The organism is Vibrio sp. VGrn 2, from assembly GCF_009361695.1.
In the GTDB taxonomy this organism is placed as follows: Bacteria; Pseudomonadota; Gammaproteobacteria; order Enterobacterales; family Vibrionaceae; genus Vibrio; species Vibrio diabolicus.
The window spans coordinates 99,330-115,135 of the sequence record NZ_RBWD01000009.1; the positions used below are offsets into that span (position 1 = coordinate 99,330).

The following is a 15,806-nucleotide window of genomic DNA, read 5'->3' on the forward strand; positions in this document are numbered from 1 at the left end:
TAAAGTAAATAAACAACATCCACTCTTGAGCCTTGATATCACTCGCATTTACTCGAAATAAAATAGTCACTCGAACAAACAATAACCTCAAACTTGACGTTAACGTAAATGTTAGTATAGTTATGACGTAAACGTCAACAAAAGGTTAATGGAATGAAAAATGAAACATGGATTGTTGCCGCTAAGCGAACGCCTATCGGCTCTTTTCAAGGTGCATTAGCTTCAACAGATGTCACGGAACTCGGTGCGAAAGCCATCCAAGGGGCACTAGCCGAAAGCCAACTCGATGTGCAAAAAATAGACGAAGTGTTGATGGGATGCGTTTTACCCGCCGGCGTGGGGCAAGCGCCAGCAAGACAAGCAAGTCTTAAAGCAGAAATGCCACAATCGATCGGTTGTACGACACTGAATAAAGTCTGTGGTTCGGGTATGAAAACCGTCATGCTGGCACATGATCTTATTCAATCTGGTAACGCGCACGCGGTTATCGCTGGCGGTATGGAAAACATGTCCTCTTCTCCTTATCTACTTAAGAAAGCGCGTGATGGTTTCCGCTTAGGCCATGAGCAAGTGCTTGATCATATGTTTTATGACGGTTTGCAGGATGCCTACCAAGGCGAATTGATGGGTGTCTTTGCCGAACAAACCGCGCAAAAGTATCAGTTCAGCCGTGAAAGTATGGATATCTGGGCGCAGCAGTCGGTGACTCGTGCGCAGCAAGCAATCGAACAAGGTTTGTTCAACGAAGAGATCGTGCCTGTCAACGTAAAAAGTCGACGCGGCGAAACCTTGGTGGTAGACGATGAGCAACCGAGTAAACTCGACGCCACTAAAATTCCTACCTTACGTCCTGCGTTTGCTAAAGATGGTGGCGTAACGGCAGCAAATTCCAGTTCTATTTCTGATGGTGCATCGGCAATGGTATTGGTTGATAGTGAATTTGGCCGTCAGGAAAACCTTCAACCTCTAGCCAAAATTGTCGCGTACAGCACGCATGCAAGACAGCCTGATGAGTTCACCATCGCACCCGTATTCGCGATTGAAACGCTGCTGGAAAAAACGGGCTGGGACAAATCAGACGTGGACCTTTGGGAAATCAATGAAGCCTTTTCCGTTGTCGCTCAATACGCGGTGAAAGCACTCGAATTGGACGAGAGCAAAGTGAACCCTCGCGGCGGCGCTTGTGCGTTGGGGCATCCAATTGGTGCGAGTGGTAACCGAATCCTCGTGACTTTGATTCACGCTCTTAAACAAACAGGCGGTAAACGTGGCGTTGCATCGCTTTGTATTGGTGGCGGCGAGGCTACCGCCATCGCGATTGAAATCTGCTAATTCATTCTCAACAAAGTTTCACTTACATAACAGTAGTCAGTAACAAGCTGAAAAATACAAGGATGTCATCATGACAGAACAAGTAAAGCAGTATATCGGTGGTGAATTCGCCATCTCCGACTCAAAACAATGGCTAGATGTAACCAACCCGGCAACCAGCGAAGTGATTGCGCAAGTGCCTTGTGCCACCGAATCGGAAATGAATGCGGCGATCGCCAGCGCAACAGAGACGTTTAGGCGTTGGAAAGAAGTTGCCGCTCCGGAGCGTGCGAGATTGATGCTACGCTACCAACACTTGCTAAAAGAGCAACACGATGAGTTGGCGATACTGCTTTCCAGCGAGACAGGTAAAACTCTTGCGGATGCAAAGGGTGACATTTGGCGCGGGATTGAAGTCGTAGAACAAGCGGCGAACATTTGTAGCTCAATGATGGGTGAAACGGTGGAAAACGTCGCAACCAATATTGATGGTTACTCTTACATTCAACCGCTCGGTGTTTGTGCGGGTATTACTCCGTTTAACTTCCCTGCGATGATCCCTCTATGGATGTTCCCAATGGCGATCGTTTGTGGCAACACCTTTATTTTGAAGCCGTCGGAACAAGTTCCGCTGACTGCAATGAAATTGGCGGAGCTGTTTGAACAAGCAGGCGCACCAAAAGGCGTGCTGCAAATTGTCCACGGCACCAAAGAGCAAGTCGACCGCATTCTGACTGAGCCAGTCGTTCGTGCGATCTCTTTTGTCGGCTCTGTGCCAGTTGGTGAGTACATCTACAAAACGGGTACGGACAACTTAAAACGCGTGCAGTCATTTGCGGGTGCGAAGAATCACATGGTCATCATGCCAGATGCAAACAAACAGCAAGTCATCAATAACCTAGTTGGCGCGTCAGTGGGTGCCGCAGGCCAACGCTGTATGGCGATTTCGGTGGCGGTATTTGTCGGCGAAACCAAAGAATGGATTTCAGAGCTTAAAGAGGCGTTAGCTCAGGTTCAACCTGGCGCGTGGGACGATGAAACCGCAGGTTATGGCCCACTGATTAGCCCGCAAGCGAAGCAGCGAGTGGTGAATCTGATTAATGAAGGCAAAGCGTCAGGCGCGAATTGTGTTCTGGACGGGACAGATTGCCAAGTACCTGGCTTCCCGAACGGTAACTGGGTGGGGCCAACACTGTTTACCAATGTTACAACCGACATGTCGATTTATCAGGAAGAAATTTTCGGGCCTGTACTGTTAACTATGGAAGTGGATGACCTAGATGAAGCGATTGAACTGATCAATGCAAACCGCTTTGGTAATGGTACGTCTATTTTCACGGCGAACGGCGCTGCCGCGAGAAAGTATCAACACAATATCGAAGTAGGTAACGTAGGCATCAACGTGCCGATTCCGGTGCCATTGCCGTTCTTCTCATTTACGGGGTGGAAAGGCAGCTTCTACGGCGACCTGCATGCTTACGGTAAACAAGCGGTTCGCTTCTACACCGAGACGAAAACTGTCACTGCGCGTTGGTTTGAAGATGACATTCCAAGCGGTCCAAACATGACCATTCAATTGAGCTAGTCACAGAAGTAGCGATACCTCTAGCCAAGCCTTTCAAACCTTTAGATGGCTTGGCTTCAAGTGCAACGAATTAGACCTTAGGACTTCAAGATGGATTTTGAATTAAACGAAGATCAACTCGCGTTTGCCGAAGTAGCAAAGCAGTTTGCAGACCAAATGTTAGCGCCGCACGCGGCCGAGTGGGATGAAAACCATCATTTCCCTAAAGATGTACTGCGTCAAGCAGGTGAACTTGGCTTTCTGAGCATCTATACGCCGCCAGAGCATGGTGGTTTGGGATTGTCTCGTTTGGATGCGGCGATCATTTTCGAGCAGTTGGCTATGGGTTGTACCGCGACGACGGCGTTTATGACCATTCACAACATGGCGACGTGGATGATCACCAGCTTTGCCAAAGCCGAAGTGGCGCAGCAGTTTAGCGCGGATCTAATTTCGGGTGAAAAGCTCGCTTCCTACTGTTTAACCGAACCTAATGCCGGCTCTGATGCCGCTTCACTGACGACCAGTGCAGTGCGTGACGGCGATGAGTTTGTCCTGAATGGCGCAAAAGTGTTTATCTCTGGCGCGGGTGATACAGATGTTCTCGTCGTGATGGCGCGTTCGTGCGGTGAAGGAGCGGGAGGCGTTTCTGCGTTCGTCGTTCCTGCTGACATCGAAGGCATTAGCTACGGTAAAAAAGAAGCGAAAATGGGTTGGAACTGCCAGCCAACGCGCATGATCACCTTCGAAAATGTCCGCATTCCTGCCGACTACCTGTTGGGTAAAGAGGGCGAAGGTTTTAAGTTCGCTATGCTTGGTCTGGATGGTGGTCGAATCAATATCGCTACTTGTTCCGTCGGCACGGCACAACAGGCACTGAACGAAGCCAAGCAGTACATGACTGAGCGTAAACAGTTCGGCCGTTCACTGGCGCAATTTCAAGCGTTGCAGTTCAAGCTTGCTGATATGGCGACAGAGCTGGTGGCAGCGCGCCAAATGGTGCGACTCGCCGCCGCCAAACTGGACGCGAAACACGCAGAAAAAAGCGCCTACTGCGCAATGGCGAAACGCTTTGCAACGGATGTGGGTTTTAAGGTGTGTGATCAGGCGCTGCAAATCCATGGCGGCTATGGCTACATCAAAGAATATCCTGTTGAGCGCCATTTCCGAGACGTTCGTGTTCACCAAATTCTTGAAGGCACCAACGAAATCATGCGTCTGATCGTCGCAAGACGATTACTCACGGAAGGCGTTGAACTGCTCTAGAAAGCGAGACACAGCCTTACCTAAAGAAATTAAAAAGGACTGAAAGATTATGACGGCACAAATCAAATTGGAGCGCGAAGCGCATATCGCCAAACTCACGATTAGTAATCCGCCAGCGAACACTTGGACGCTTGAATCCCTAAATCAGCTCAAAGAGTTGGCGATTGAACTCAGTAATGATCGCTCTATTTATGCGTTGGTACTGACGGGCGAAGGCGAGAAATTCTTTTCTGCTGGAGCGGATCTCAACAACTTTGCATCGGGTGATAAATCACAAGCAGCAGATATGGCGTTCGCATTTGGTGAAGCGTTTGAAGCGCTGTCTGCATTCGATGGGGTTTCTATCGCAGCGGTTAATGGCTATGCGATGGGGGGTGGTCTGGAAGTGGCGATGGCGTGTGACATTCGCATCGCAGAAGAACAAGTACAAATGGCACTTCCTGAAGCATCGGTCGGCTTGTTGCCTTGCGCGGGCGGAACGCAAAACCTGACCGCGTTGGTAGGTGAAGGTTGGGCGAAACGTATGATTCTATGTGGCGAACGAGTGACGGCCGAGCGAGCGGAAAAAATTGGTTTAGTCGAAGAAGTGGTGGCGAATGGCCAAGCACTAGAAGCGGCGATAGTACTTGCACAGCGTGTTGCTGGCCAATCGCCGAAATCCGTGTCTGCGTGCAAAACGCTTATTCAAGGTCGACGCAGCCAAACTCACGCGGCTGGATTGGTTTTGGAGCGTGAACTGTTTTTACAGCTGTTCAATACACAAGATCAGACTGAGGGTGTAAACGCCTTCTTGCAAAAGCGTAAGCCACAATGGACAAACAGCTAGCGGAGGCCAAATGACAGGTACAGTAAATGTTTCAAAACTTGAGTGCGCTGATGGCTCTGTCATTGGTGTGCTGGAGCTTGATAATCCATCTGCTCTCAACGCGTTGAGTTACGTAATGATTGAGCAGTTGTACAAACAGCTTAATGAATGGCAAACGGACGACAGCATCGTCGCGGTATTCTTGCATGCTCAAGGTGAAAAAGCGTTTTGTGCTGGTGGTGACATTCAAGCGATTTACCGTGCACTTGAAAACAAAGAGCAAGACTTTGATTCTGCGTTTTCAGCGATGGAAACCTTCTTTGACCTCGAATATCGCTGTGATCATCTTATTCACACTTACCCAAAACCGATCATCGCGTGGGGGCATGGTTATCTGATGGGCGGCGGTGTGGGCTTATTTATGGGCGCCAGCCATCGTGTAGCAGAAACCACCACACGCTTTGCGATGCCAGAGATTAAAATCGGCCTTTACCCAGACGTAGGCGCGACGTACTTCCTAAATCAGTTGCCAAAACATTTGGCACTTTTCTTAAGTTTGACAGCTTGCCAAATTAATGCGACAGACATGAAAGCGTTGGGATTAAGCCAATGGATTGCAAAGCCAGAAAGCAAACAAGCTCTGTTGGATCTACTCGCATCGGTAAGTTGGAAAGGTGAAGCGAACATCAACGAAAAAATCGCTACTACGCTACGTTCGGTACAAGTGGACGAGCCAAGCGAAGGGATGTTGATGCCATATGCGGGATTGATTGAGCAGCTTTGTTCGGGTGATTTAGATTCGATTGTTCGCGCAATCAGCAGTGCCGACGTTGATGATAAGTGGTTCATCAATGCGCAAAAAGCATTGAATTATGGCAGTCCGTTGTCGCTCAATATCACTTATCAGCAGCTAACGCAGTATCAAAACCTCTCTTTGAAAGCGTGTTTTGATATGGAATTTAATCTGACGTTACGTTGCGGCTTAGAAGGTGATTTTAGAGAAGGGGTTCGTGCGCTGATTATCGATAAAACCAATCAACCGACTTGGCAACATCGCACGGTTTCTGACGTAACGCCACAAGTTTTGGAACGCTTCTTCGCGCCAATTGATTCAGCAGAATACCCACTGACCGCATCCTCGGTTGCCACTGTGGCACTCTAGACAAGGAAGAAATACGACATGGATAAAATTGCATTTATTGGCCTTGGCAACATGGGCGCGCCTATGGCTAAGAACCTACTTACAGCGGGCTTGAACGTCGAAGTGTTTGATTTGAATCCAAACGCTGTGGCAGAACTTACCGCACTTGGTGCGTCGAGTGCAGATTCGGTAAAACAAGCCGTTCAAGGTGCGAGCGTGGTGGTCACCATGCTACCTGCTAGCCAACACGTTCAAAGTGTTTATCTTGGTCAAGACGGGATCTTAGATAGCGTAGATTCTGGAACGCTGCTAATCGACTCTTCGACCATCGATCCAGCGACCGCTCGTTTGGTTGGCGAAAAGGCGCTGCAGCTTGGCATCAGCTTTGTTGATGCACCGGTATCTGGTGGCGTTGCGGGCGCAGCGGCAGGTACGTTGACTTTCATTGTTGGCGGCTCACAAGAGAACTTTGTTCAAGCCAAGGTGGTGCTTAGCCACATGGGTAAAAACATTTTCCATGCAGGTGATGCCGGAGCCGGTCAGGTGGCGAAGATCTGCAATAACATGATGTTGGGCATTTTGATGAGCGGCACTTGTGAAGCACTCAATTTAGGCATGGAAAACGGACTTGATCCCAAAGTGCTGTCTGACATCATGCTGCAAAGTTCAGGCCGTAACTGGGCGCTAGAGCTTTACAACCCGTGCCCGGGTGTGATGGAAAATACGCCTGCAAGCAATGGTTATCAGGGCGGCTTTATGAGCCAGTTAATGGCGAAAGATCTCGGTCTTGCGATGGAAGCGGCGGTTGCCAGTCAAACATCAACGCCAATGGGCAGCTTGGCTCGTAACCTGTTTAATTTTCACAACGGTCAGGGCAACGGACAAAAAGATTTTTCAAGCTTGTTTGAGTTCTACCAAAAGCAAAATCAGGCCTAAGGAGTGCTTATGGATCTAGCAAATAAGGTTATTGCGATCACGGGGGCCGGGCAGGGGCTTGGTAAACAAATGGCGCTGTCGCTAGCGGAAAGCGGTGTTCACCTTGCGCTTATCGACCTCAATTCAGACCAACTGGCTGAAACGAAAGCGGAGTGTGAATCTTTCGGCGTCACCACTCGTTTTTATGTAGCGAACGTGACGGAAGAACAAGAAGTGTGCGCTGCTTTTACGCAAATTGAAGCGGATTTCAAACAGCTCAATGGCGTGATCAATAACGCAGGCATTATGCGCGATGGTATGTTCATCAAAGTTAAAGATGGTCAGGTTAATGCGATGTCGCTGGAACAATTTCAGTCTGTTATGGATGTGAATGTCGCAGGTACTTTTCTGTGTGGCCGCGAAGCGAGCAAGGTAATGCTGAACACCGATAGCAAAGGCGTTCTGATCAACATATCTAGCGTCGCGCGTGCGGGGAATATTGGTCAAACTAACTATTCTGCATCCAAAGCGGCGGTAGCCACCATGGCGACGGTGTGGGCGAAAGAGTTAGGGCGTTTCGGAATTCGCTCAGTAGCGATTGCTCCGGGTGTCATCAAGACTGCCATGACGGACCAAATAAAACCTGAAGCGATGGAGCGTTTAGTGAAAATGATTCCTGTGGGACGCTTAGGGCTTGCGGACGAAATTTCTTCGACCATCAAATATGTGTTAACCAACGAGTTCGTGACTGGAAGAGTATTCGAAGTCGATGGCGGAATGCGAATGTAGCCCCTCCTCATATTAAAAAGGGGAGCGAGCTTGATTGTCCGCTTCCTTCCTCCTTTCTTATATTGTTTCTATCGATAATTTTTAATGGATGTTTTAGTAAAGGCTGCTGTACCGATTACATTTACAACTCTTTTGTATTTTTGGCATGAATAAGTTCTCTCGTGTTAATTTTTATGTAAATGCATTAATTCACAATCAAGACAATTTTTTGTCTCATTGATGAGATTTTTCTTCTTGGGGTATGAAAAACACTCTTATTGATTATATTGTGACCGAAAACCATTTCGACATCTAAAGATGGTGATTTATTATTCAGCGCAAAATACATGGGAATATGAGGCTGGCTGAATAACCTTCAGCTACCTTAATAATAAAATAACCAGAATTCTCTATTACACTGAAGTAACTACCCATTAGGGAAGAGCAATAATGTCACTATTTCATTCGCTTAGGACGATGCCACTACTATTGGGGTGTCTGTGTCTTTCTATTCAGGCATCCGCAGAAAAGGTTGAACAAGAAGGTAAGTTTTTACAGTCGCTAGAAGGCATTGAAAATCAAATTTACGCATTACCTCAGAGCTCTTTGGCTTTGATTGAGGCGTTAGAAGAAGACTCTCTACTACAAAATCAACCAACAGAGCTACTGGTACGTTATTGGCTTGCAAAGTCCACGGTTCTAGAGCTACTTGGACGCGCGGAAGAGAGCCAAAACGTCGCACAAAAAGGGTTGGAACTTGTGCGTCCACAAAGCCATGAGTATCTCTTATTTAAGTTGATTCAGATGCGAACTATGGTCGGAAAGAGCGATATCGATACCGCGCTTTCTTCGTTGGATAGTTTGTTGGAAACATCGCGTGAAAATGGCGATAAGCAGCTCGAGTCTGAGATCCTGTTGCTAAAAGGACGTTACTACGATGAGCAGGGCGAGTTTAAAAAATCCTATGCCGCAATTATGTCGTCAATGGATGCGGCTGAGTCTTCTGGCGTTCAAGGATTGGTCGAACGGGCGGCGCTAGAGCTTGGTGACGTACTGGTCAAAATTCAGGGCTATGACCGTTCAGAAGCATTGTTGGAACAAGCGTACCGTTATTTTAGGGATAGACGCATGTCGTTCAATGAGCTGCTGAGCGTCTTAACGATAGCAAAGCTTCATAAGGCACAGTTCCAATACGAAGAGGCGATTGTATCGTATCAGAGAGCGCTAAAGCTCGCGCAAATCATTGGTGACGGGCGCTTTAGGTTTCGAGTTAACCTCGAGCTTGCTGCGTTATACCGTGAGACGAACCAAGAAAATAAGATGGTTCGCCACTTAAAGTTGGCGGAGAACTTACAGTATAGAGAAACCTCTAGCGCCTACTTAGCTACATTTAAGCTGTTGCAAGCCGAATATATGCTAGAACAGAAGCAGTTTGAGACACTTCTAGCGATGATCGCGCCTATGTTGCCGGAAATTATCGAGAGCCGATATGTTAAGCAACAGCAAATGGAACTACTAAAAGTGGCTGCCATGGCCTACGCGGGAAGCAATGACTTTAAATTAGCGTATAAAACTTACGGCAACTATCACGATAAATTCATCCAATTTAGCAACCAAAGAGAAGTTGAAAATTTTGAGCGCCAGCAGACGTTATTTGAGTTGGAACGACTTGAATATGAGAACGAAGATCTCAACTGGAACAACGTGTTGCAGCGTATGGAACTGGAAAATAACCGTCGCACCTTTTATCTATTGGGTGAAGCGCTACTAGCACTCATTGGTGTTCTCTTTATGATGGCAGTGGTATTCCTTGTTGTGAATCGATCACGTTTAAGAATGCGCCGCCTAGCAAAGACAGATACGTTGACAGGGTTATTCAATCGCCGTTTTTTAGAAGATTGGTTCACTAAACCCGTTGAGACGAAACGTGAACGCAAAGAAAAGCCGACGCTTCAATCTAAGCAAGAAAAGGTCCAGCATTTTGTGTCTGAGCAAGTCGAGCAAGTTAAGTACGGCTACCTAGCTTTAAACAAATGGGTGGATAGCAAGCTCGATAAACAGAAAATGGTGCCAAAGAAGCCGCAGTCGGGGCCGGTAAGTTTAGCGCTAATCGATGTAGATTATTTTAAACAGGTAAATGATACCTATGGACATGTGTTCGGTGATGCCGTACTAACAGGCGTTGCCAAAGTGCTAGAAGAGACGGTGCGTGAAAATGACATTGTTGCACGCTTTGGTGGTGAGGAGTTTGTTGTTGTGATGCCCAATACCGATCATGAAGACTCTCTCATTACCGCTGAACGATTACGTAGCGCTTTATCCTTACATGGGTTCGTCACGGAACAGAATGAAGAAGTGAGAGTGACCTGTAGTTTTGGTGTTGTGACGACCGAAGATAGTGAGATGAATTTTAAATCACTCTGTGATCAGGCAGATAAATTACTTTATCAAGCTAAAGCGGATGGACGCAACTGCGTGAAAGGGCGCAAGCTGACCTAATAAAATCAAGAATGCAGGCTCATCAAACGGTGAGCCTGAACTCATCCTTCCTACTGATTACTTCAAAATCACTTAAGAGTATCGAATTACATACTCATAGCGTTCAGTATTTTCTACTCGTTTTATCTCCCCCATTTTCAAAGTACTAATGTCACTTGTGTATACGAAACTATAACACACGAGTGTGTCTGTTTTTTATACAAACAAAGCCGATACAGGTGAAATGATTAGTGGTCGATGTAAAATTTTTCTGGTGTGGATTTTTGTGGCACGAAAAACAATTCTCTGAAAGGTGTGTTAAAAAATGATTCTTCAATAAGTTATTGGTTTATTTGTGTTTTTATTTGGGTTTTTAAACGCATCTTTGACTTTTACGACAAGTTATCGCATAGAAATTTTGCGTACACCATCAACTTTCCTTCCCTTGTTAATAACCTTTTTCTTAAAAAATGATTTGAGTTCGAACTAATTTTCAGGCATTTTATATTTAACTAACCGTTCAATTAAAAATAACAAGGACGCAAAATGCCAAAGGTGGGGATGCCTGAAATCAGAAAACCACAGCTGGTGAAAGCGACAATGTCAGTGATTGATAGAGTCGGTTTACACGCTGCGAGTATTTCGTTGATCAGTAAAGAAGCAGGTGTATCAACGGGAATTATCAATCACTATTTTGGTGGTAAGCATGGGTTGTTGGAGGAAACGATGCGAGAGATCTTGCGTCAGCTTTCGTCCACTATCACACAGAAGTTACGTGAGCTGCCAAGCGATGCTCATCACCAAAGAATTAATGCCATCATTGACGGTAACTTTGTCGGCTATCAGGCAGAAAACCAAGTTGCGAAGACTTGGCTAGCGTTCTGGTCGTACTCAATGCATGACGAGCAGCTTAAGCGTTTGCAGCGTGTCAATGAACGACGTTTATTGTCCCACCTAAGAAAAGAACTCAAAGCATTATTAAATGCAGAGCAGGCCGAACTGGTTGCTCATGGTATTGCGTCACTTATCGATGGTATTTGGCTGCGCGGAACGCTCAACCCGCAAGGCATTGATGCAGAAAGAGCGAGAATCATCATCAACGACTATCTCGACAAACAACTTACGTTTTATTCTGAAAAAATATAAAAGTCACAGGTCTTCAAAATGGAAATGAAAGCACACTATATCAATGGTGCGATGTACAACGGGTGTTCAGATGAGCACTTCACCACTTACAATCCGGCGAATGGTGAGCCATTGGCCAACATTAAACAAGCGAACCAAGACGATCTCGAAGCGGCGATTGAGTCGGCAAAGAAAGGTTTTGCTGCATGGTCAGCAATGACTGCGATCGAGCGTAGCCGTATTTTACACAAAGCCGTTGCCATTTTACGTGAGCGTAATGACGAGCTGGCGGTATTGGAAGTGGCAGATACTGGTAAGCCAATTCAAGAAGCTGTCGCGGTTGATATAACAACAGGTGCCGATGTTCTTGAGTACTATGCGGGTCTTGCTCCAAGCTTGCAAGGTGAGCAGCAGCCACTCAGCGAAGACCAGTTTTTCTACACACGTCGCGAGCCATTGGGCATTTGCGCAGGTATTGGCGCTTGGAATTATCCAATTCAAATTGCGATGTGGAAATCGGCGCCAGCACTGGCTGCGGGCAACGCTATGATCTTCAAACCATCAGAAGAAACACCATTAACAGCGCTTAAGCTAGCAGAAATTTATTCAGAAGCGGGCATGCCAGATGGCGTATTTAATGTCGTACAAGGGGATTACCGAGTAGGGCAGATGCTAACGGCGCATCCTGACATCGCAAAAGTATCGTTCACGGGCGAATCAGGCACCGGTAAAGTCGTCATGAGTGACAGCGCTAAGACACTAAAACAAGTAACGATGGAGCTGGGTGGTAAGTCTCCACTGATTATTTTTGATGATGCGAAGTTAAACGATGCCGTTTCTGCGGCCATGGTGGCGAACTTCTATACGCAAGGTGAAGTTTGTACGCACGGTACACGCGTGTTTGTTCATGAAGGTATTTATGATGACTTTATTACACAACTTAAAGCTCGAACTGAGTTGTTAGTTGTCGGCGATCCGCTTGATGAGAACACGCAAATTGGCGCGCTGATCTCTAAAGATCATGAATCGAAAGTACTAGGAGCGATTGAAGCCGCGAAAGCGAGTGGCGCGACGTTACTGACTGGTGGCAACAAAGTAACAGAGAATGGCTTAGCTAATGGTAACTTTGTTGCTCCAACCGTATTTGTCGATTGCGATGATGACATGAGCCACGTTCAGCAAGAAATCTTTGGCCCGGTAATGTCAGTTCTGAAATTCCGCGATGAGTCGGAAGTGATTGCGCGTGCAAATGGCACAGATTATGGCTTAGCGGCAGGTGTATTTACTCAAAACCTATCTCGTGCGCACCGTGTGATCCATCAAATTCAAGCGGGTATTTGTTGGGTGAACACATGGGGTGACTCACCTGCGGAAATGCCAGTTGGCGGCTACAAGCAATCAGGTGTTGGCCGTGAAAACGGAGTCGAAACCCTTAAGCATTACACACAAACGAAGAGTGTTCTGGTTCAGCTAAGCGACTTCGAAAGCCCTTATAAATGATACCAATCGTAGTAGATAACTGACCACTTTAGCTTGTTAAAATGCTCGATAACTGCGTTGTCAATTTTGATTGTAGGCTAACTACTTATCGAAAATTTCCGCCTTGTTCTCAAGCATTTTTCCTACGCTAATTTCGCTCACTTATCTACTGTGATTGGTATTAACTCCTAGGAGAATCAAAATGCAACAACACTACGATTATATCATCGTCGGTGCGGGTTCGGCCGGCTGTGTGTTAGCAGATCGCTTAAGTGAAAGTGGTCAATATTCGGTCCTATTACTCGAAGCGGGTGGGTCGGATAAAAGTATTTTTATCCAAATGCCGACGGCGCTTTCTTACCCTATGAACACTGAAAAATACGCGTGGCAGTTTGAGACGGTTGAAGAGCAAGGGTTGGATGGTCGCCAACTTCATTGCCCTCGCGGAAAAGTTCTGGGCGGTAGCTCATCTATCAACGGCATGGTTTACGTTCGCGGACACGCTTGTGACTTTGACCAGTGGGAAGAGGAAGGCGCGAAAGGCTGGAATTATCAGTCGTGTTTGCCTTATTTCCGTAAAGCAGAGTCTTGGATTGGTGGTGCAGATGAATACCGAGGCGATAACGGTCCAGTCGGCACATGTAACGGCAACGATATGAAGCTCAATCCGCTGTATCAAGCTTTTATTGATGCAGGCAAAGAAGCGGGCTACCCAGAAACAAAAGATTACAACGGTTATCAGCAAGAAGGCTTTGGCTCAATGCACATGACCGTTGACAAAGGCGTACGCGCTTCAACCTCTAATGCATACTTAAGCCGTGCTAAAAAACGCAAAAACTTCACCCTAATGAAGCGAGTGACAGTTCATCGCGTATTACTAGAAGAAACAGGCGCAGAAGGCAAGAAAGCGGTTGGTGTTGAATTCGAAAAGTCAGGTTCAGTTCAGCAATGTTTTGCGAATCATGAAGTGATTTCGAGTGCTGGTTCGGTTGGCTCAGTTCAGCTGTTGCAGCTTTCAGGCATTGGCCCTAAAGAAGTATTAGAAAAAGCAGGCATTGAGGTGAAACATCCGTTGGAAGGGGTAGGTAAAAACCTGCAAGATCACTTAGAAGTGTACTTCCAATATCACTGTAAGCAACCTATCACGCTCAACAGCAAATTAGGTTTGGTGAGCAAGGGCTTGATTGGCACTGAGTGGATATTAACTCGCAAAGGCCTTGGGGCTACTAACCACTTTGAATCATGTGCGTTTATTCGTTCTCGTGAAGGACTAAAGTGGCCAAATATTCAATATCACTTTTTGCCAGCGGCAATGCGTTATGACGGACAAGCTGCTTTTGACGGTCATGGTTTCCAAGTGCACGTTGGACCTAACAAGCCCGAAAGTCGCGGCTCGGTCGAAGTTGTCTCTGCGAATCCGAATGATAAGCCGAAGATTGAGTTTAACTATATTTCCACTGAACAAGATAAGCAGGATTGGCGTGATTGTATTCGCCTTACTCGCGAGATTCTCAATCAGCCAGCCATGGATGAGTTTCGTGGTGATGAGATCCAGCCGGGTCTGAATATCACAACGGATGAGCAAATTGATGAATGGGTGAAGCAGAATGTCGAGAGTGCTTACCATCCATCTTGTACCTGCAAAATGGGCGCAGACAATGACCCATTAGCGGTTTTGAATGAGCGATGCCAAGTACGCGGTATTCAAGGCTTGCGTGTGGTGGACTCTTCTATTTTCCCAACCATTCCGAACGGTAATTTAAATGCGCCAACTATTATGGTGGCAGAACGCGCCGCGGACATGATTTTGGATAACGCCCTGGAAACGTCGAACAACGCACCAGTTTGGATTGCACCGAACTGGCAAGAGATGCAACGAATGCATCCGCCAAAAAGAGATCTCGATTCGATCTCATAAAAACGAAAAAAGTCAGTAATCATTACAAGGAATTCAATATGTCTAAGATGACAAAAATCTTCTCAACAATCGCACTAAGTACTTTAGCAACAGGCGCTTATGCCAACCAATGTGAAACGGTACGTTTTGCAGATGTAGGTTGGACCGACATTACGGCGACCACCGCCGTGACATCTGAGCTGCTAAAAGGGTTGGGGTACAAAACGAAGACCGATCTACTATCGGTACCTGTTACTTACTCTTCTATGGCCAATGGCGATATCGACATTTTCCTAGGTAACTGGATGCCAACGATGGAAGGTGACATCGCGAAATACCGTGATGCAGGTACCGTTGAAACCGTACGAGCGAACCTCGTCGGCGCAAAATACACACTCGCGGTTCCAAAATACGTTTATGACGCAGGCGTGACCAACTTCGCTGATCTAGTAAAACATGCCGACAAATTTAAAGACCGCATTTACGGCATTGAACCAGGTAACGATGGTAACCGCTTAATTCAATCAATGATTGATAGCAACGCATTCGGCCTAAAAGACTTCAGCCTAGTTGAATCCAGTGAAGCTGGCATGGTGTCTCAAGTATCACGTGCTGCGCGCCGCAACCAATGGATTGTGTACCTAGGTTGGGCCCCGCACCCAATGAACAGCAATGTTGAAATGGAATACCTAGCTGGTGGTGACGACTTCTTCGGCCCTAACTACGGCGGCGCGAATGTGTACACAAACGTACGTAAAAACTACCTTGCTGAGTGTCCAAATGTAGGTCAGCTAGTGAAAAACCTAGAATTCAACCTAGAAATGGAAAACGAATTGATGGAAGCGATTCTCAACCAGAAGCAGAAACCGTCGAAAGCAGCGCAAGCATGGTTGAACGCAAACCAAGAACAAATTGAAGCGTGGCTAGAAGGCGTTAAGACGGTGGATGGTCAAGACGCAGTAACAGCAATTACAAACTATTTAAAAACCAACGCTTAATTAAGCAGTTTTTAAGCGCGTTTTTTTGAAAAAGAAAGTGGGCAGTTATGCCCGCTTCA

The 15,806-nt window shown here is 46.6% G+C and carries 12 protein-coding genes; all 12 read left to right on the plus strand.

Annotation, left to right across the window (positions count from 1 at the left end):
• Positions 1 to 153 precede the first annotated feature (153 nt).
• The 12 genes from D8S93_RS15645 to D8S93_RS15700 all read left to right on the plus strand — a co-directional run bounded on the left by D8S93_RS15645 (position 154) and on the right by D8S93_RS15700 (position 15,747).
• A complete protein-coding gene (locus tag D8S93_RS15645; protein WP_152814158.1) occupies positions 154 to 1,332 on the plus strand; it encodes a thiolase family protein in 1,179 nt (392 codons plus the stop codon).
• A 70-nt stretch (positions 1,333 to 1,402) separates the two neighbouring features.
• Positions 1,403 to 2,896 carry a CoA-acylating methylmalonate-semialdehyde dehydrogenase gene (locus tag D8S93_RS15650; protein WP_152814160.1) on the plus strand — a complete coding sequence of 498 codons (1,494 nt, stop codon included), beginning with the start codon at positions 1,403 to 1,405 and terminating at the stop codon, positions 2,894 to 2,896.
• A 90-nt stretch (positions 2,897 to 2,986) separates the two neighbouring features.
• The gene (locus D8S93_RS15655; RefSeq protein ID WP_152814162.1) at positions 2,987 to 4,141 is read left to right on the plus strand and encodes an acyl-CoA dehydrogenase family protein; all 1,155 of its coding nucleotides are present in this window, start codon (positions 2,987 to 2,989) and stop codon (positions 4,139 to 4,141) included.
• A 49-nt stretch (positions 4,142 to 4,190) separates the two neighbouring features.
• The gene (locus D8S93_RS15660) at positions 4,191 to 4,967 is read left to right on the plus strand and encodes an enoyl-CoA hydratase (protein ID WP_152814164.1); all 777 of its coding nucleotides are present in this window, start codon (positions 4,191 to 4,193) and stop codon (positions 4,965 to 4,967) included.
• A gap of 10 nt (positions 4,968 to 4,977) precedes the next feature.
• On the plus strand, positions 4,978 to 6,108 hold the full coding sequence (locus tag D8S93_RS15665) for an enoyl-CoA hydratase/isomerase family protein (RefSeq protein WP_152814166.1): 1,131 nt from the start codon (positions 4,978 to 4,980) through the stop codon (positions 6,106 to 6,108).
• An 18-nt stretch (positions 6,109 to 6,126) separates the two neighbouring features.
• Positions 6,127 to 7,023 (plus strand): 3-hydroxyisobutyrate dehydrogenase, encoded by an 897-nt coding sequence (mmsB, locus tag D8S93_RS15670; protein ID WP_005392560.1) that lies wholly within the window; start codon positions 6,127 to 6,129, stop codon positions 7,021 to 7,023.
• A gap of 9 nt (positions 7,024 to 7,032) precedes the next feature.
• A complete protein-coding gene (locus D8S93_RS15675; RefSeq protein WP_152814168.1) occupies positions 7,033 to 7,791 on the plus strand; it encodes an SDR family oxidoreductase in 759 nt (252 codons plus the stop codon).
• 456 nt (positions 7,792 to 8,247) lie between these two features.
• The gene (locus D8S93_RS15680; protein WP_413743278.1) at positions 8,248 to 10,269 is read left to right on the plus strand and encodes a diguanylate cyclase; all 2,022 of its coding nucleotides are present in this window, start codon (positions 8,248 to 8,250) and stop codon (positions 10,267 to 10,269) included.
• Between the two features lie 525 nt (positions 10,270 to 10,794).
• Positions 10,795 to 11,394: a transcriptional regulator BetI gene (gene betI, locus D8S93_RS15685; RefSeq protein WP_005392557.1), complete on the plus strand. Its 600-nt coding sequence runs from the start codon at positions 10,795 to 10,797 to the stop codon at positions 11,392 to 11,394.
• Positions 11,395 to 11,412: 18 nt separating this feature from the next.
• On the plus strand, positions 11,413 to 12,873 hold the full coding sequence (betB, locus tag D8S93_RS15690) for a betaine-aldehyde dehydrogenase (protein WP_152814171.1): 1,461 nt from the start codon (positions 11,413 to 11,415) through the stop codon (positions 12,871 to 12,873).
• Positions 12,874 to 13,054: 181 nt separating this feature from the next.
• Positions 13,055 to 14,770, plus strand: coding sequence for a choline dehydrogenase (gene betA, locus D8S93_RS15695; RefSeq protein WP_152814174.1), 1,716 nt, complete (start codon positions 13,055 to 13,057; stop codon positions 14,768 to 14,770).
• A gap of 38 nt (positions 14,771 to 14,808) precedes the next feature.
• The gene (locus D8S93_RS15700) at positions 14,809 to 15,747 is read left to right on the plus strand and encodes a choline ABC transporter substrate-binding protein (protein WP_005392553.1); all 939 of its coding nucleotides are present in this window, start codon (positions 14,809 to 14,811) and stop codon (positions 15,745 to 15,747) included.
• Positions 15,748 to 15,806: the final 59 nt, after the last annotated feature.